This is a genomic window from Pseudoflavonifractor phocaeensis (assembly GCF_021531815.1).
Classification (GTDB): Bacteria; Bacillota; Clostridia; order Oscillospirales; family Oscillospiraceae; genus Lawsonibacter; species Lawsonibacter phocaeensis_A.
In genome coordinates, this window is the sequence record NZ_JADYUM010000001.1 from 209,644 (window position 1) to 226,345 (window position 16,702).

Annotated in this window: 16 protein-coding genes; 8 read left to right on the top strand and 8 right to left on the bottom strand. The window is 57.3% G+C overall.

Going from position 1 to position 16,702, the window contains the following annotated elements:
* Nucleotides 1-57: 57 nt before the first annotated feature.
* Nucleotides 58-840 carry a uridine phosphorylase gene (gene udp / locus I6E42_RS00920; RefSeq protein ID WP_235369910.1) on the bottom strand — a complete coding sequence of 261 codons (783 nt, stop codon included), beginning with the start codon at nucleotides 838-840 and terminating at the stop codon, nucleotides 58-60.
* A gap of 326 nt (nucleotides 841-1,166) precedes the next feature.
* On the opposite strand from udp, the gene I6E42_RS00925 reads away from it, so the two are divergent.
* The 6 genes from I6E42_RS00925 (at nucleotide 1,167) to I6E42_RS00950 (ending at nucleotide 7,929) form a co-directional block, all read left to right on the top strand.
* A complete protein-coding gene (locus I6E42_RS00925) occupies nucleotides 1,167-1,850 on the top strand; it encodes a hypothetical protein (RefSeq protein WP_235369911.1) in 684 nt (227 codons plus the stop codon).
* A gap of 85 nt (nucleotides 1,851-1,935) precedes the next feature.
* On the top strand, nucleotides 1,936-3,333 hold the full coding sequence (gene trkA, locus I6E42_RS00930; RefSeq protein WP_235369912.1) for a Trk system potassium transporter TrkA: 1,398 nt from the start codon (nucleotides 1,936-1,938) through the stop codon (nucleotides 3,331-3,333).
* The gene (locus I6E42_RS00935; protein ID WP_235369913.1) at nucleotides 3,330-4,766 is read left to right on the top strand and encodes a TrkH family potassium uptake protein; all 1,437 of its coding nucleotides are present in this window, start codon (nucleotides 3,330-3,332) and stop codon (nucleotides 4,764-4,766) included. Before trkA ends, I6E42_RS00935 begins: the two co-directional genes overlap by 4 nt.
* Nucleotides 4,767-4,997: 231 nt before the next feature.
* Nucleotides 4,998-7,091 carry a sodium-translocating pyrophosphatase gene (locus I6E42_RS00940; protein ID WP_268841832.1) on the top strand — a complete coding sequence of 698 codons (2,094 nt, stop codon included), beginning with the start codon at nucleotides 4,998-5,000 and terminating at the stop codon, nucleotides 7,089-7,091.
* Between the two features lie 167 nt (nucleotides 7,092-7,258).
* Nucleotides 7,259-7,618 (top strand): helix-turn-helix domain-containing protein, encoded by a 360-nt coding sequence (locus tag I6E42_RS00945; protein WP_235369915.1) that lies wholly within the window; start codon nucleotides 7,259-7,261, stop codon nucleotides 7,616-7,618.
* Nucleotides 7,615-7,929 carry a sporulation initiation factor Spo0A C-terminal domain-containing protein gene (locus I6E42_RS00950; protein WP_235369916.1) on the top strand — a complete coding sequence of 105 codons (315 nt, stop codon included), beginning with the start codon at nucleotides 7,615-7,617 and terminating at the stop codon, nucleotides 7,927-7,929. Before I6E42_RS00945 ends, I6E42_RS00950 begins: the two co-directional genes overlap by 4 nt.
* 3 nt (nucleotides 7,930-7,932) lie before the next feature.
* Here the strand turns inward: I6E42_RS00950 and I6E42_RS12790 are convergent, their stop codons facing one another.
* Nucleotides 7,933-8,811 (bottom strand): tocopherol cyclase family protein, encoded by an 879-nt coding sequence (locus tag I6E42_RS12790; protein WP_235369917.1) that lies wholly within the window; start codon nucleotides 8,809-8,811, stop codon nucleotides 7,933-7,935.
* 117 nt (nucleotides 8,812-8,928) lie between these two features.
* Here I6E42_RS12790 and I6E42_RS00960 point away from each other — a divergent pair, with 117 nt between their 5' ends.
* Nucleotides 8,929-9,096 carry a hypothetical protein gene (locus I6E42_RS00960; RefSeq protein ID WP_235369918.1) on the top strand — a complete coding sequence of 56 codons (168 nt, stop codon included), beginning with the start codon at nucleotides 8,929-8,931 and terminating at the stop codon, nucleotides 9,094-9,096.
* A gap of 147 nt (nucleotides 9,097-9,243) precedes the next feature.
* The gene (locus I6E42_RS00965; protein ID WP_235369919.1) at nucleotides 9,244-10,803 is read left to right on the top strand and encodes a helicase HerA-like domain-containing protein; all 1,560 of its coding nucleotides are present in this window, start codon (nucleotides 9,244-9,246) and stop codon (nucleotides 10,801-10,803) included.
* A gap of 56 nt (nucleotides 10,804-10,859) precedes the next feature.
* Here I6E42_RS00965 and I6E42_RS00970 read toward each other — a convergent pair whose 3' ends face one another.
* The 6 genes from I6E42_RS00970 to I6E42_RS00995 all read right to left on the bottom strand — a co-directional run bounded on the left by I6E42_RS00970 (nucleotide 10,860) and on the right by I6E42_RS00995 (nucleotide 16,547).
* Entirely contained in the window at nucleotides 10,860-11,315 is a 456-nt protein-coding gene (locus I6E42_RS00970) for a low molecular weight protein-tyrosine-phosphatase (protein ID WP_235369920.1), read from the bottom strand.
* 185 nt (nucleotides 11,316-11,500) lie between these two features.
* Nucleotides 11,501-12,700, bottom strand: coding sequence for a site-specific integrase (locus I6E42_RS00975; RefSeq protein ID WP_022030121.1), 1,200 nt, complete (start codon nucleotides 12,698-12,700; stop codon nucleotides 11,501-11,503).
* A 115-nt stretch (nucleotides 12,701-12,815) separates the two neighbouring features.
* Nucleotides 12,816-13,022: an excisionase gene (locus I6E42_RS00980; RefSeq protein WP_022030122.1), complete on the bottom strand. Its 207-nt coding sequence runs from the start codon at nucleotides 13,020-13,022 to the stop codon at nucleotides 12,816-12,818.
* A gap of 241 nt (nucleotides 13,023-13,263) precedes the next feature.
* Complete coding sequence (locus I6E42_RS00985) at nucleotides 13,264-14,592, bottom strand: virulence-associated E family protein (RefSeq protein WP_235370038.1); 1,329 nt, start codon at nucleotides 14,590-14,592, stop codon at nucleotides 13,264-13,266.
* On the bottom strand, nucleotides 14,570-15,208 hold the full coding sequence (locus tag I6E42_RS00990; protein ID WP_022030124.1) for a CHC2 zinc finger domain-containing protein: 639 nt from the start codon (nucleotides 15,206-15,208) through the stop codon (nucleotides 14,570-14,572). Before I6E42_RS00990 ends, I6E42_RS00985 begins: the two co-directional genes overlap by 23 nt.
* Before the next feature lie 64 nt (nucleotides 15,209-15,272).
* Entirely contained in the window at nucleotides 15,273-16,547 is a 1,275-nt protein-coding gene (locus tag I6E42_RS00995) for a hypothetical protein (protein ID WP_022030125.1), read from the bottom strand.
* Nucleotides 16,548-16,702 lie beyond the last annotated feature (155 nt).

Consider the following 16,702-nt stretch of genomic DNA (forward strand, 5'->3'; position numbering starts at 1 on the left):
CTGCCGTGAACATCATTCACGGCAGGCTGTTTTGCTGAACTGTAAATGGCCCCGGCCTCAGCTTCTTTTCCGCGCCCTGTCCTCCTGGATCAGCAGCTTCAGTGCCTCCACACCCACCTGAATGGCGGCGGACGTATCATGGGACTCCTTCTGGTCCAGGCCCGCGGCCTCCCGCTCCTGGTTCCAGATCACATGAAAGACCGAGCCGCACCGGACCCGGCGGGCAGCGGCCACGGTGAACAGGGCCGCGGACTCCATCTCAGAGGCCAGCACCCCCAGCCGCTTCCACGCCTCCCACTTCTGCTCCAGCTCATAGGACACGGGCATCCGGCCGGGTGAGTGTTGTCCGTAGAAGGAGTCCTTGCACTGGACCACACCCACATGCCAGGGCTTGCCCAGCCTCTCACAGCCCCGGACCAGGGCGTTGGCCACCTGGTAATCGGGGACCGCGGGCCACTCAATGGGGGCGTACTCCCGGCTGGTCCCCTCCATGCGCACCGCGCCGGTGGCCACCACCACGTCGTCGCTCTGGACCTCCAGGGCAATGCCGCCGCAGGTACCCACCCGGACGAAGGTGTGGACCCCCAGGTTGGCCAATTCCTCCATAGCAATGGAGGCCGAGGGTCCGCCGATCCCGGTGGACACCACGCTCACTTTTTCCCGCAGAAGTGTCCCGGTCCAGGTCTCATATTCCCGGTTGGTCCGGACATGAACAGGATCGTCAAAATACTGGGCAATGGAGCGGCAGCGCCCGGGGTCGCCCGGGAGGATGCAGTAATTCCCCACGTCTCCCGGTCCGCACTGGATGTGGAATTGCACCTGCCTGTCTTGTTCCTTCACAGCGATGTCCTCCTTTTTCTCCGGCGGGAGCCCCTCCCCCGCCGTTTTTTGTTCTATTATAATGCGTACTGAGCAAAGTCGCAAGCCTTGAAAGTCAAGGCCTGCAGGGAATACTCTGTTTCACACCGGGGAAGCTTCCGGGACAGCATTGCTTGTTTTCTCTCCTTCGCCAGATATATCACCCCATGTGAGCGGACGGCCTTTTTCTTGACCTTTCTATTATTCTATATTATAATAGGATCGATTTTCTTTTTGTATCATACGCCGCCCGCGCGCCGCTTCGAAAATTGGTACGCGGATATACAGTTCCTCGGGAGGTGGCCATCATGAGACGACCCGGAACACTCGCCTGCATTTTCTGCCTTTTGGCCGGTCTTCTGATTGGCGGTATCCTGCCCATGCCCTGGGACCGTGACGCGGTCCCGGCCTCCGGCTCCATTCTCACTACCCCCACTTCTTCCTCCTGCGCTGAAAGCGCCGACTCCTCCACGGTTCTGGATACTCAGGACAACTTTCCTCTGCTGGACACCGCCTGCTACCTGCTTCACGTGATGAAAAACCGTGATTACGAGGCGCTGGCCAGCCTGGTCCATCCCCAGCGGGGCGTCACGTTCACCCCCTACTCCACCGTGGATTTCGACACCGATCTGACCTTCACGCCGGACCAGATCCAGAATATGGACGAGGACAAAACCGTCTATACCTGGGGGATCACAGACGGCCGGGGCAGTCTGATCAACATGACCATGGAGCAATATTTCGCCGCCTACGTGTTCAATACGGACTACACCCAGGCCTCCCAGATCGGCGTGGACCGGATCATCATGAGCGGAAACGCGCTGGAAAACCTGACGGACGCCTATCCCGGATGCCGGTTCGTGGATTTCTGTTGTCCCGGCACCGATCCCGCTTATCAGGGGATCGATTGGTATTCTCTGAAGCTGGTTTTTGCCCCGATGGAAAGCCATTGGGCACTGGTGGGCATCATCCATGGGCAGTGGACCGTTTAACGGCGGATCTCCGATGCGTCCTACCCAAGTCCGCCTTGGGTGGGGCGTATTTTCCTGATTTCACACTTTGAAAGGGTGCTCTGACATGAAAATCGTCATCGTGGGCAGCGGCAAGGTAGGCTATTCCCTGGCGGAACAGCTGGTCCGTGAGAATCACGACATCACTGTGGTGGACGTCCGGGAGGAATCCCTGCGCCGCGCCTCCGACAGTCTGGACATCATGGTGGTCCGGGGCAACGGCGTATCCGCCGGCGTTCTGCGGGAAGCGGGCGCTGACAGCGCCGACCTGCTGGTGGCCGCCACCAACTCAGACGAAGTCAACATGGTCTGCTGCCTCACCGCCAAGAATCTGGGCACCAAGTACACCATCGCCCGGATCCGAAATCCCGAATATACCGCCAGCCTGGCCGAGCTGCGGCGGAACCTGAAGATCGACACCGTCATCAACCCGGAGAGCGCCACCGCCGTGGAGATCTCCCGGCTGCTCCGCTTCCCCTCTGCCGCCAATATTGAGACCTTCTGCCGGGGCCGTGTGGAGCTCATGGGCTTCCGCCTCCAGGAAGGGGACTTTCTGGTGGGCAAGCCCCTCCACTCCCTGTCGGGACAGATCAAAAAGCTGTCCCTGCTGTTCTGCGCTGTGGAGCGGGGCGGAGAGGTGATCATTCCCAACGGCTTCTTTGTCCCCAACGTGGGCGACAAGCTGTACCTCATCGGCCGCCCGGACAGCCTGGACCAGTTCTTCCGCATCCTGGGCCGCTACGCCCGCAAGGTGAAGCAGGTGTTTCTGGTGGGCGGCGGCAAGATCTCCATGTACCTGGCCGCCATTCTGGACCGCTCCGGGGTCAAGCTGAAGATCACGGAACTGGATGAAAAACGCTGCCGCCAGATCAGCGAGCGCTTTCCCCAGGCCATGGTCATCTGCGGCGACGGCACCGACCAGGAGCTGCTGGAGTCGGAAAACCTCTCCTCCTGCGACGCCTTCGTGGCCCTCACCGACCGGGACGAGGACAACCTTATCATCTCCCTGTACGCCATGCAGCAGGGCATCCCCAAGGTCATCACCAAGTGCAACCGGGAGAATTACGCCGGTATCGCCCGCTCTGTGGGCCTGGACAGCGTCATCTCCCCCAAATTCATCACCGCCTCCCACATCCTGCGGCTGGTGCGCGGCATGCAGAACTCCCAGGGCAGCGTGATGAACTCCTTCCACCGGATCGCCGGCGGCGCCGCCGAGGCCATGGAGTTCACGGTCAGCGCCTCCACCCGCCATCTGGGCACTCCTCTGCGGGACCTGTCCCTCCGCCACGGAGTGCTGCTCGCCGTCATCGTCCGGGATCAGGAGATCATCATTCCCGAGGGTTCTTCCACCCTCCAGACGGGGGACCGGGTCATCATCATCTCCCGGAACAGCGGGATCACCGATCTGAATGACATCTATACCCAGGATAAGACCGCTCCCAACGCGGCGGGAGGGCCTCAATGAATCTGAAGCTGGTCTTTAAGGTAGTGGGCCGCATCCTCCAGATCGAGGCCGTGGCCATGGTCCTCCCCCTGGCAGTCGCGCTGGTATACCGGGAAGACCCCGCTCCCTTTCTGTGGAGCATCGCCGCCGTGGCGGTGGCAGGGACCCTTCTGTCCGCCACTCCCTCCAGACAGCACTTCTACATCCGGGAGGGCTTCGCCGCCGTGGGCCTGATCTGGCTCATCACCGGCCTGGTGGGCGCCCTGCCCTTCTGGTTCTCCGGCCAGTTCGCCTCCTTCGTAGACTGCGTCTTTGAATCCTGCTCCGGCTTTACCACCACCGGAGCCTCCATCCTCACCGACATTGAGGCTCTGCCCAAGGGCATCCTGTTCTGGCGCTCCTTCACCCACTGGCTGGGGGGCATGGGCGTGCTGGTGCTGGCCACCGCCGTCATCCCCTCCATGGGCATCCGCTCCCACTACCTGACCCAGGCCGAAAGCCCCGGACCTGTTTTCTCCAAGCTGGTGCCCAAGCAGTCCCAGAGCTCCAAGATCCTATACAGCATCTACTGCGCCCTTACCCTGGCCGAAGTAGCCTGCCTCAAGCTGGCTGGAATGCCCCTGTATGACTCCTTTATCCACGCCTTCGGCACCGCCGGTACCGGCGGCTTCTCCAACCGGAATGCCAGCGTGGGCGCCTACGGCAGCTTCGCCATCGACATGATCATTGCCGTCTTTATTCTGCTGTTCTCCCTGAACTTCGCAGTACATTTCCTGCTGCTCACCAGGCGGTTCAAGGAGGCCCTGCAAAGCGACGAGCTGCGGTTTTTCTTCCTGGTTGTGGCGGCGGCCACGGCGGTCATTGCCATCAACATCTACCCCATCTATTCCAATCTGCTGGAGACGTTCCAATACGCCTTTTTCCAGGTGTGCTCCATCATCTCCACCACCGGCTACTCCACCACCGACTGGTCTTACTGGCCCAACTTCTCCCATGCAGTATTGGTGCTGCTTATGTTCTGTGGGGCCTGCGCCGGCTCCACCGGCGGCGGCATGAAGTGTTCCCGGGTCCTGATCCTGCTCCGTTCTATCCGGCGGGAGGTCCACCGCATCATTCATCCCCGGTCCGTGGAGGTCATCAAGCTGGATGGCAAGGTGACGGATGAGGAAACGGTCCGCTCCGTTCTGATTTTCGTGGGCTGCTACCTCCTCATCGTCCTGTCCGCCGCCCTGGTGATCTCCCTGGACAACTTCTCTTTCACCGTTTCCTTCACCTCCGCCCTCACTTGCGTCAGCAACGTGGGTCCCGGTCTGGAAGTAGTAGGCCCCGCAGGGAATTTCGCCGCTTTCTCCCCCTTGTCCAAGCTGGTCATGTCCCTGTGCATGATCATCGGACGTCTGGAGATCTTCCCCGTTCTGGTCCTGTTCAGCCGGGCTACCTGGCGCCGCGCCTGATCCGGCTGAAACGCCGCCATTCATCTTAGTGAAGCACTATTTGAAAGCAAGCTCCCCTAGGCCGGAGCTTGCTTTATTTTTTATGGCATTATGGTAAACTCTCATAAATTCCTCTCTTGCATTTTCCAGATTGTGTGTTAAAATACTACCATAACTTTATCCTTGACCTGCTTTGGAGCTCCTGAAGCAAGTCCTTGATGTGTTAAAGGAGTGTGCAAGACTGTGAGCAACATGTTTTGGATCGGATTAGTGGGTGCCTTGGCAGCACTGCTTTTCGCTGGATTGCAGCGGAAAAAGGTGCTGTCTTTTTCCGAAGGCAACGACACCATGAAGAAGATCGCCTCCGCCATCCGGCAGGGCGCCAACGCCTACCTGAAGCACCAGTATGCGACGGTGGCCAAGGTCTTCTTTGTGGTGTTTTTGATCCTTCTGGCCCTGGCCGCCTTCCATTTCCTGGATAACTGGTTTATCCCCTTCGCCTTTGTCACCGGCGGCGTGTATTCCGCCCTGGCCGGCTTCGTGGGCATGAAGATCGCCACCTCCGCCAACGCCCGTACTGCCCAGGCCGCCAGCGAGAGCCTGAACAAGGGCCTGAACGTGGCCTTCTCCTCCGGCGCGGTCATGGGCTTCACCGTGGTGGGCCTGGGCCTGCTGGACATCTCCGTCTGGTTCCACATTCTGAAGTACATCGCCGGTTATGACGCCCCCAAGATTGCCCAGACCATGGTCATGTTCGGCATGGGCGCCTCCTTCATGGCCCTGTTTGCCCGTGTGGGCGGCGGCATCTTTACCAAAGCCGCCGACGTGGGCGCCGACCTGGTGGGCAAGGTGGAGGCCGGCATCCCTGAGGACGACCCCCGCAACCCCGCCACCATCGCTGACAACGTGGGCGACAACGTGGGTGACGTGGCCGGCATGGGCGCCGACCTGTACGAGTCCTATGTAGGTTCCATTCTGGCCACCTTCGCCTTGGGCGTGGCCGCCTACCCCGGAAAGGAATGGGGCGCCATGCTGCTGCCCATCGCCCTGGCTGTGGTGGGTATCCTGTGCTCCATCTTCGGCTCCTTCCTGATCAAGACAAAGGAGGGCGCCTCCCAGCGGGAGCTGCTGGGCACCCTGCGCAAAGGCACCTATACCGCCGCCGTTCTGGCCGCGGTCATCGCCGCCCCCCTGACTTACTTCATCCTGGGTAACTGGGGCGTGTACATCGCCATCCTCTGCGGTCTGGCCGGCGGCTGTGCCATCGGCTACTTCACCGAGTACTACACCTCCGACACCTACAAGCCCACCCAGGGCCTGGCCGACTCCACTGAGACCGGCGCCGCCACCACCATCATCGGCGGCCTGTCCCTGGGCATGCTGTCCACCATCGCCCCCATCCTCATCGTGGGTGCCGCCGTGGTGATCTCCTTCCTGGCCGCCGGCGGTTCCATGACCACCGCCGCCGCCAACTACACCGACCTGTTCTCCAAGGGCCTCTACGGCATCGGCATTGCCGCCGTAGGCATGCTGTCCACCCTGGGCATCACCCTGGCCACTGACGCCTACGGCCCCGTGGCCGACAACGCCGGCGGCATCGCTGAGATGTCCGGTCTGGGCGAGGAGGTCCGGGAGCGCACCGACGCCCTGGACTCCCTGGGCAACACCACCGCCGCCACCGGCAAGGGCTTCGCCATCGGCTCCGCCGCCCTCACCGCCCTGGCCCTGCTGGTCAGCTATGTGGATATCGTCAAGGGCAAGATGGACCACGCCCCCGACCTCTCTCTCACCAACCCCGCCGTCCTGGTGGGCCTGTTCATCGGTGCCATGCTCACCTTCGTATTTGCCGCCTTCACCATGAGCGCGGTCCAGCGTGCCGCACAGTCCATCGTGGTGGAGGTCCGCCGCCAGTTCCGTGAGATCGCCGGCATCATGGAGGGCACCACCGATCCCGACTACGCTTCCTGCGTCGGCCTGTGCACCAAGGGCGCCCTGCATGAAATGGTAAAGCCCTCCCTGCTGGCCATCATCGTCCCCATCCTCACTGGCCTGGTTCTGTCTGTGGAGGGCGTAGTCGGACTGCTGGGCGGCGTGTCTGTCACCGGCTTCGCCATGGCCGTCTTTATGTCCAACGCCGGCGGCGCCTGGGATAACGCCAAGAAGTACATCGAGGCCGGCCATCACGGCGGCAAGGGTTCTGAGTGCCACAAGGCCGCCGTCATCGGCGACACCGTGGGCGACCCCTTCAAGGATACCTCCGGCCCCTCTCTGAACATCCTCATCAAGCTGGTATCCACCGTTTCCATCGTCTTCTCCGGTCTGATTGTCAATTTCCATCTGCTGTAAATTTTTCAAGTCTTTCTCCAAATACCAAATCCGGGGCTGAAATCAGCCCCGGATTTGGTATTTTTGGTATTTTCGACCCGATGCCCGGAAATTCATGTTAAAATACCGGAAATTCGGGCACACATTTCCTCCTTTTTCCATTATTCTATTAGTAAGGGGGGAAAAACGTGGAATCGAGGCAAATTTTGTCGAAAAATTTAAAAGCCTACAGGACTCTCAAAAAACGGACTCAGCTTGAATTCGCACAGGAGATCGGTATCTCCAAATCCACACTTCAGGACATTGAACACGGCAAAAGCCCAACCCTGGACACGGTCCAATGTATCGCGCAGCACTTGGGCATTCCATTATCCATTCTTCTTTCTGACGCCATTCCACCCACCCAGCTTGAAATCATCGTTCAGCTGATCCAGGGCTTTGATTGGTTTGCCCAGTGCTCCCAAGAAGCACAGGAGGAACTGCTGAATTCCATTCTGAAAGTCAGCCATTCCCTCTCAGTCATTAAGGAAGAACGTGATGATCTATGAGCATGAACTGTCATGATACACTGAAACGGCTTGGCATCACGCCCAACTACATCGGCTATCATCAGACCATCACAGCGGTGGAGTTGGCCAAGTGTGAACCGGATATGCTGTGTCTGGTCACCAAGAGCCTCTATCCGGAGGTAGCCAAATCCTATGGAAGCAGCTGGAAAACAGTGGAACGCAACATCCGCTCCGTGGTTTCCATGGCCTGGGAACGAAACCCGGATCTGCTCCGGGAATTGGCCGGCTACCCTCTGGACAGCAAGCCCCGGGCCGCCCAGTTTATTGCCATATTGGCCGATCAACCTTGAGTTTTACGCCTCTCCCGCGTACTCAAAACTGGCCTGCCGGTCCTCATGGTCAAATACCAGCCGTTCCCCCTCCCAGAAGGTGTACCGGACACGGGCGCACAGGCTCTCCCGTACCACCCGCTCCATGGTCCCGGAGGCCGGTGCTTTCAGCTCCGCCGGCGCCCGTTCCAGCACCTCTACTTTAAGCCGCAGATCTCCCTGACGAAGGCAAGCGCCTTCCTCCGACCATCTCTCCACCCGAACGCGCCGGTAGGTGGCCAAACGCCAGGACTTCCCGGCAAAGCGTACCTCCCCGATACAGCCGGTAAACCCCAGGGGCATCTTTGCCACGGACAGCATCAGGCTCCCCCGCTGCCGTTCCTGCCACGTGCACTGGGTCCACAGGTATTTCCCCGGAAACGAGCGTCCCCGGTCCGTCTCAACGTAACCGGTCCCGCGATGAAAAAAACAGGAGTTCCCGTTGAATGACACCATACCGTCCACCTGGTGCTCCATACTCAGCACACCGTGGACGCAGGGCAGTCCGGGAACATACCGGAAGGGCCCCATGATGTCCGATCCCAAGGCGTGAAAGGGACCATATTGCAGGTCCCCCCGCAGGGAAAAGCCCGGCTCCTCCAGCTCCAGGTGCAGCCCCTCCCGGGAAAACCAGTTGTCCCCCACCCGTACCTGGAATCGGTCGGGCCATGCCCGGAAGGCACTGGCCGGAAAGGTAAACATCCGGCTCTCTCCCGGCGTCACCACCTGAATGGAGGCGCTCTCCCCCTTTCGGTCCCGGTGATAGGCCGGGATCACCGCGAAGCTGCCCTCCATCCCCTGGTGCTTCAGGTACCAGCCTTCAAAATAGGGGCCCCGGCCGCCTTTGTCATGGTAATACCACACCGCGTTCTCCCTCTTCTCTCCCTGTCCGGCGTTCTCCCTCTAGTGTGCCTCCCTTTCCCCTGATTATTCCTCCCATATCCCTCCCGCGACGGGGCATACTGTGTTGGGGGTGATCAGATGGAAAAGCCGAAATTCCGGGACACGGTAGAGGACTTGCGGCTCAGTCCCGAGCTGCGGCTGTGTCCTAAATTCGACGCAGTGAGTATCGCAAATTTCCCGGTGGCCTCCCTGGACAAGATGGGCGTCCGGGTAGCGGACAACTGCGCCGAGGAGCATATCATGTGACCTTATGGTTCCCCCGCGGGCGGCCCGGTGTTCTTCGGGCCGCCCGCCCCATTTTCCAAGAAAATGCCGGAAACCGGTGGACGCTGCTTCCTTTTTCGTGTACAATAGGGTATCATATCCTTGCCGTATCAGAGGGGGACTTTCTGCATGTACTTACAGGATCAGCATAAGATCTGGCTCGCCGCCGGGGATACTCCCATCTACCTGGAACCCGCCATGGCCAACCGCCACGGCCTCATCGCCGGCGCTACCGGCACCGGTAAAACTGTCACGTTAAAGGTCCTGGCCGAATCCTTCAGCGACATGGGGGTCCCCGTGTTCCTGGCCGACATCAAGGGTGACCTGTCCGGGATGTGCCTGCCCGGCCGGGAGACCAAGCACATTCGCCGAAGCATCGACACCATGGGCATCAGCGGCTTTGACTACACGGCTTATCCCGTGCGCTTCTGGGACGTCTATGGGAAGCAGGGCCACCCCGTCCGCACCACTATCTCCGAAATGGGGCCGGAGCTGCTGAGCCGCCTGCTGGGGCTGAACGACACCCAGAGCGGCATCCTGCGCATCGTGTTCCGCATCGCCGACGACCGGGGGCTCCTGCTCATCGACCTGAAGGACCTGCGCAGCATGGTCCAGTATGTGGGAGACAACGCCAAAGAGTTCAAGCTGACCTACGGCAACATCTCCAGCCAGTCCGTCGGAGCCATCCAGCGCGCCCTCCTCCAGTTGGAGGACGAGGGAGGGGATACCTTCTTCGGAGAGCCCGATCTGGAGCTGTCAGACTGGATGGACTGGGACGAGGACGGCCGGGGCGTCATGAACATTCTGGAGTGCCAGGAGCTGTTCCAGCACCCCCTGCTGTATGCCACGTTCCTGCTGTGGATGCTGTCGGAGCTGTACGAGCTGCTGCCCGAGGCCGGTGACCTGGACAAGCCCAAGCTGGCCTTTTTCTTCGACGAGGCCCACCTGTTGTTCAAAGACGCCCCCAAGGCCCTGGTGGAAAAAGTGGAGCAGGTCGTCCGCCTGATCCGCTCCAAGGGCGTCAGCGTCTGGTTCATCTCCCAGAACCCCTCCGACCTGCCTGACAGCGTTCTGGGGCAGATCGGCAACCGGGTCCAGCACGCCCTGCGGGCCTACACCCCCAACGACCAGAAGGCCCTGCGGGCCGCCGCCCGGTCCTTCCGGGCCAACCCTGCTTTTGACACCGAGGCGGCTTTGCAGGCGCTGGGCGTGGGCGAGGCTCTGGTTTCCGTGCTGGACGAAAAGGGTGTCCCCTCCATGGTCCAGCAGGCGGGCATCCTGCCTCCACGCAGCTCCATGAGCGCCGCCAGCCAGGCGGAAATAGACCAAGTCATCACCGGAAGCCCCCTGTACCAAAAGTATACCCAGGTCGAGGACCGCCGTTCCGCCTATGAGGTGCTGGAGGAGGTCCGCGAGGAGCAGGCCGCCCGGGAGGAGGCCGAGGCCCGTCAGGCCGCCTGGGAAAAAGAGCGCAAAGCCCAGCAGGCAGCCTGGGAGAAAGAGCAGCGGGCCATGGAGCGGGCATACCGCCAGCCGGCCCCTCCCCGCCGTACTACCTCCAGCCGCACCACCTCCAGCCGGAAGAAACAGGACCCCCTGGAGAAGGCCATCAACTCCGCCGCCAACACGGTGGGCCGGGAGTTGGGCAAACAGATCGTCCGGGGACTGTTTGGTACCCGACGCAGGTGAGTATGGTTTTAAGGCGACAAAAAGGACGTCTTTTCTAAAAAGACGTCCTTTTTCCTTTATTGATTCAGGATGTAGTCCAGCAGGGCGCGGCAGCCCGCGTTCACATCCTCCCAAGTCTGGTCAAAGTCTCCGGTGTACCAGGGATCCGCCACATCCCGCGGGCGCCCGGTATAGTCCAGGAGCAGAGACAGCTTCTTCTGGGGGTCGCCTCCACAGATCCGGTTCATATTGCGCAGATTGGCCCCGTCCATCCCCACCAGATAGTCCCAGTCATGGTAATCCGACCGCCGCAGCTGCCGGGCGGCATGCCCCTCGCAGCCAATACCGTGCTCCGCTAGTTTCCGCCGCGCAGGCGGGTACACCGGATTGCCGATCTCCTCGGTACTAGTGGCGGCGGAGGCGATCTTGAATTTCGCCTCCAGACCGCGCTTGCCTACCAGGTCCTTCATCACAAACTCGGCCATGGGGCTTCTGCAAATATTCCCATGGCATATAAATAGTACTTTTATCATCTTTTTATAACTCCATATAAGTCTTGTATTTCTTCTCAAATGCTTGGTATCACAGGGTTTTTCGGGTTTTGATACCCCTGCTGTTTCCGGGGTATCTTCTCAAATCGTCCCGTATCTTCTCATGTTTTTCCCTGCAATATTGGTAAATTCATTGGTATAGTCAGCGGCTTTACCAACGGGCTTTTTCAGCCATTCGCTACCCGAAGCACCTCGGCTTTGGCATCATCGAAGTTTACATGGGCGTAGACATTCAGGGTTACGCTGATGTCTGAGTGACCCATGATATACTGCAATGTCTTCGGGTTCATTCCGGATTTTGCCATGTTGGAGCAAAATGTGTGTCGGCATACATGAGGGGTTACTTTCGGCATCTGGATGCGGTAAATCTTGTTGTACTTTTCAACGATGTGTTCCAAATACTTCTCCCAGTGCAGGGCTACCTTTGGCATATCGTTTTTATCCAGACACAGGAAGCGGATATACCCATCCACCATTGGCTCGACCTTCGGTGCTTCACGACTGGCAATGATTCTGCGGAAACAGGCTGCAACTTCTTCGGTCATCGGCACATAGCGGGTACCGCTCTCTGTCTTAGGCTCCTCAATCACATATTTCATCTGGGAGGTGCGCTGCAACTGATGGTCTACCTTGATACGCATTTCATCAAACTCAATCTCAGAAACCGTCAGTCCGCAGAACTCGGAAATACGAAGCCCGGTATGAAAAAGAATATAGATTGCATCGTAGTATCTGCTGAAATGTGCATCTTCCTTGATGAATTTCAGCAGCTCCCGCTCCTGCTTCCGGGTGATGGCTTCTCTGGTTACGGAATCGTTGACAATCACCGATGCCAGCTCAAATCCAAAGGGATTTTTGCGAATCAGGTCATCGTCCACCGCCATCTGAAAAGCCGGTCTGAGAACGCCCCGGATGGAATGAATGGAGCTGTAGCCCCTGCCGTCCACCTGCTGAAGCTTGATGAGCCACGCCTTTGCATCCGATAAATGCACCTTGTCAATGCGCTGTTTCCCGAATGCTTCTTTTTTCAGAACATTGATTACCGTCTTGTACCCGGCAACGGTATTGTGCCGGACACCCGTTTTCAGGGACACATACTTCTCCACCAGTTCCAGCACCGTGTAATTGCCTCCGTTGGTTACGATGTGGTCAAACAAATCCGCTTCAATCTGCTTTTCTTTCTCTCGCAGCGAAAGCTCCCGTTTCTTGCCTTTGGGCATGGGGTCGTTTTTGTCCAAACGCCAACTGTACACATTTTTCTCTTTTCCGTCCTCGTCAATGTAACGGAACCGATACCTCCCGTCTGCACGCTGGTACTCGCCTTCATGCAAAATCCGATTGCGGTTATCTCGTCTTTTTTCACTCATTGAAATCTCTCCTTTACTGTAAAAGGAGAGCCAGACTTGCACCGTTATAATAGCACAAGTTTGGCTCTCCGTATAGGTCTATCATAGGAAATCGGCAATTCTGCCAAGCACTTTTTTATACTGCCGTTGCCTGATCCAGATACCGCTCGAATTTCTCACGCTTAATGAGGGCACGGTTTCCGTTCATCACATAGAAATCCTCGTTGGGATGCCCGTCAATGAGCATCCGCAGCTTTCCTTCTCCGATGTGGTAATATCCGGCAGCTTCTTCAATGGTCAGCGTATATCTGCGCCAAACAGGAATCTCCATATTTTTCGTCATAGGCATTTATCCTCCATAAATGAAATGTGCCAGGCAGAGAACGGTCAGCAACGAAGTCCGGCAACGGACTTCAAAAGACCTCAAATACATTCTCCATCTGGCTTTTGGTTATCTATTTACTTTTCTTTTATTTTTCTGTTGTTTTGGTTGTCAGAAGGAAAAAAGCGTTGGAAATCAAGGCTTTTCCCGGCAACCGGGTCGGCAACGGGATTGCAACAAAGAGGGCAACGGGCTGTCATTTTCAGAATGGTAGCTCAATCTGCTCCGTTATCTCCACAAACCCGTCAGGGATTTTGTCGGACGGGTTGCCATTGTCCGTTGCTGTCTTTTCACGCTCCCAGCCCTTTTGTCTGCCGAATCCTACGAACATCCTCGGATTGGAGAAATAACGCCAGCCAGTAATGCACTGGTTCATAATCTCATTGACCTCCCGGATTTCCCATTGTTTCGGCTCGTCAAAAGTGTGGTTCAGGGCTTCCTTGTAGAGCTGCTTGGAGCAGACCGTGTCCCCGGTGTACTTGTCCAGATAGGCCTGAATCTGTCCGGCTTTCGTGTCCTCCGGCATGAAGTCCCGCTGATGCTCTTTCAGGTACTTTGCCATTTCCGGGCTGAATTTCAGCTTGAAGTTTCCGCTGCGGTAAATTTCCATGGCTTCTGCCCACATCTGCCGGATGTAGGCTCTGGAAGCAGCTTCGTCCTCCAAAATGTGAACCTCCGACCGCTCCGGGTACACCATGACCGGAATAAAGCGGCGATTGCCGGAACGGTCAAGGGGCAGGAAGTCGAGAGCGTTGGAGGTGCCGCCGAATACACACTGTCTCGGTCTGTCTGCCGGGTGGGTTTCGTAGGGGATTTTGTAAACCTCCTTCTGGCGGCTCAGGAAGGACTTGATTTCCTCAATGCTCTTGGCGTTGGCGGTTGCCATCATCTCGGACATTTCGATAATCCAGTGACCTTGCAGCTTGCGATACACATTGTCATCGTCCAGCTTGCGAAGGTCATCCGAAAACCACTCGTCCCGGAGAGCCAGCAGCCGGAAGAAGGTAGACTTACCCGCTCCCTGACCGCCTACCAGACAAAGCATGATTTCAAACTTGCTGCCGGGCTTGAATGCCCTCGTAATCGCCCCCAGCATAAACAGCTTCAAGGCTTCATAGCTATACTCGCTGACCTCAGCTCCAAGGAAGTGGTGCAGGGCATATCGGATGCGCTCCGTTCCGTCCCACGCAAGGCTGTTCAGGCAGTCCCGGATTGGATGGTACTTATTTTCATTCGCCACGATCCCGATGGCGTTTTCAATCTTTTTCTCACTGGTCAGCCCATAATTTTCTTCCAAATAGAGCAGCAGATATTTCATATCCGTATCTGTCAAGGCTGTACCAGTCCTGTGATAGCCGATGGGCTTTATAATGTCCTTGCGGTCAGTCAGGATGTTATAGGCAATGGCCCCGGCAAGCACCGGGTCACGCTGGAACACTGTCAGACAGTTGCGGATGCTCTGCCGGACACCGCCCTTCTCCGTGCTTTCCAATTCAGCTTTCACTTCTTCAACGCTCCGGGGCGGCTGCATGGCGTTTACTGTATTTTTCACGGCTTGCTGCATCTGGGGCGGCAAGTTCTGATAATCGTTTTTCAAGCTCTATCACATCCTTTCCGTATTCAGTCATAATCTGCGCCCGTTCCTCCGTATCGCCGGACAGCAGCGTGTCCAGCAGATATTCCACATGGCTGATTTTCTGTAAGGCTTCCACAAACCGGGGATGCCATTCCCCATCCGGCTGATTTGGTGCATACTTTACCTTCCACCGTTCCAGCAGATGAAGATAGTCAGCAAGAACACGGAAGCAGCGGGCTTGCGCTTCCCTGAATTGTATCTCCGGGGATTTTCCTTTGGGCTTCCTTCTCTTGTCCGGGGGCTTCCTGTCCTCGTAGGACAGTCCAAAATCACTTACCAATTGTACAGCAGCTTCCTTCTTTCCCAGCCCATAAAGAGCCGCTGTGAAGTCAATCACATCCCCATCTGCCCCACAGCCGAAGCAGTGGTAACGCCTGTCCAGCTTCATGCTGGGGGTCTTGTCGTTGTGGAACGGGCAGCAAGCCATTCCGTTTCTGCCTACCCGGATTCCGTAGTGTTCCGCAGCCTGCCGGGTGGTCACAGACTGCTTGACTGTTTCAAATACATTCAAATCATTTCCTCCTGAAAATAGGAAAGGCACCTGACATTCTCAATACGAAAATGGCAAGTGCCTGTTAGCGTTCCATATTCTGCTTTTTGTGAGTTTCCTTTTTCCGTGCGGCATCCTCAGCCGCCACAATCGCCTTGTTGCGGTTCAGCATTTCATAAATGGAAGTTCTGGCTTTTTCTTTAATTTGCTGGGTGTTTGCTTTCCTGACCTCCGGCTTCGTCAGCGCAGCCTTCATTACACTAAGAGCTGTCTGCATGGCTTTGGTGATTTTGGAAACCACATTGTCCAGTCGGGCGGCAGCGTACTCCCGCTCCTTTTTGGGAGCCTTGCGCTCTGGGGACAGCAGCCAGGACTTTGTTTCCTCCACCAGCTGAATGTCCTGCTTGTGTGTTTCCACCCTGACGGTATCGGTCACAACCTCCACCGCCTTATCATAGGCAATCTCGGAAACATCATCAATCAGAGCTTCCACATCATCCAGCTTCAAGGTCAGCTCGTCCAGCTTTTCTTCCTTTTCCTGAATGACGGCTTCCTGCTCCTGAATCGTCTGAGACTGAGCCACCAGCTGCTCCTTCTGCTTGGCAAGAATGAAGTCCTGCTTTTCCAGATACTTGCGACCGCCGTACTCCGGCTCCTCCTCCAGCTGCAATCCGTGCTTCCTGCAAATATCGAACAGCAAAGCCCGGCAGGCGGCATCATAGACCATTTTTCTATTGTTGTGGCGACCCAGCTTCTTGTCCGGCTCCGGCAGTTCAAAGCCAAGGGCTTCCAAAGCTTTCTCCTGCTGGGGACAAAGCTCCCCGTACTGATTTTCACAGTCAAAGACATGACGTTCATGGATGTGAGGCGTGCTTTCATCAATGTGCAATGCCCAGTCCAAAATGTGGACATGGGAGCCGAAGCGTCTTTCCAGCTCCGCAAAAAATTCCGTAGCCACCAGAAAGAGGGTTTCCGCAGAAGCGTGTTCCTCCATCTTTCCGATTTGGAGCAAACTTTCCTCCGGGCAGGTCTTTTTATTTTTCAGGATTTCATCTGTAGTGCGGTTGCGCTCCGTGTGTCGGTTCTTTTCATTACGGGCATTCTGTCCGTCCGTGTAATCAGAATAATGGGTGTGATAATAAATCTGCTCGACTTCTTCAAAAGTAGAAGCCAGCTCAATCTCGTCACTGTTCTTTTCTGCCAGCTGCCGATAACCGTTGTAGCAGTCCCAGTAGATGTTGTGTTCGGCTCGCTGCTCGTCAATGTGCTCGCTGTTGCTCACATCAAAATTACGGTCATTGTGCTTGGGATTGTAAACGCCATTCTTTCCGGCACGACCGTTGTGTTTTGTCAGTTTCAAATTTGGTTCCTCCGTTTTTTAAAGATTTTCCCCGCAGGGGGAGGGGCAGCGAAGCTGCTTCCTTGCTGCATTTCTGCGCCAAGTAATACCCAGTACTAAGCGGCGCAACGCCACTTAACTGGGCAAGGCTGCCGCCCTTGACCTGCACAGGGGTA

Coding starts and splice junctions, on each gene's coding strand:
- I6E42_RS00935 (WP_235369913.1), top strand. CDS start 3,330: ATGAATCTGAAGCTGGTCTTTAAGGTAGTGGGCCGCATCCTCCAGATC.
- I6E42_RS00940 (WP_268841832.1), top strand. CDS start 4,998: ATGTTTTGGATCGGATTAGTGGGTGCCTTGGCAGCACTGCTTTTCGCT.
- I6E42_RS00925 (WP_235369911.1), top strand. CDS start 1,167: ATGAGACGACCCGGAACACTCGCCTGCATTTTCTGCCTTTTGGCCGGT.
- trkA (WP_235369912.1), top strand. CDS start 1,936: ATGAAAATCGTCATCGTGGGCAGCGGCAAGGTAGGCTATTCCCTGGCG.
- I6E42_RS00975 (WP_022030121.1), bottom strand. CDS start 12,700: ATGAGTGAAAAAAGACGAGATAACCGCAATCGGATTTTGCATGAAGGC.
- I6E42_RS00985 (WP_235370038.1), bottom strand. CDS start 14,592: ATGCAGCCGCCCCGGAGCGTTGAAGAAGTGAAAGCTGAATTGGAAAGC.
- I6E42_RS00965 (WP_235369919.1), top strand. CDS start 9,244: ATGTACTTACAGGATCAGCATAAGATCTGGCTCGCCGCCGGGGATACT.
- I6E42_RS00970 (WP_235369920.1), bottom strand. CDS start 11,315: ATGATAAAAGTACTATTTATATGCCATGGGAATATTTGCAGAAGCCCC.
- I6E42_RS00950 (WP_235369916.1), top strand. CDS start 7,615: ATGAGCATGAACTGTCATGATACACTGAAACGGCTTGGCATCACGCCC.
- I6E42_RS00960 (WP_235369918.1), top strand. CDS start 8,929: ATGGAAAAGCCGAAATTCCGGGACACGGTAGAGGACTTGCGGCTCAGT.
- I6E42_RS00980 (WP_022030122.1), bottom strand. CDS start 13,022: ATGACGAAAAATATGGAGATTCCTGTTTGGCGCAGATATACGCTGACC.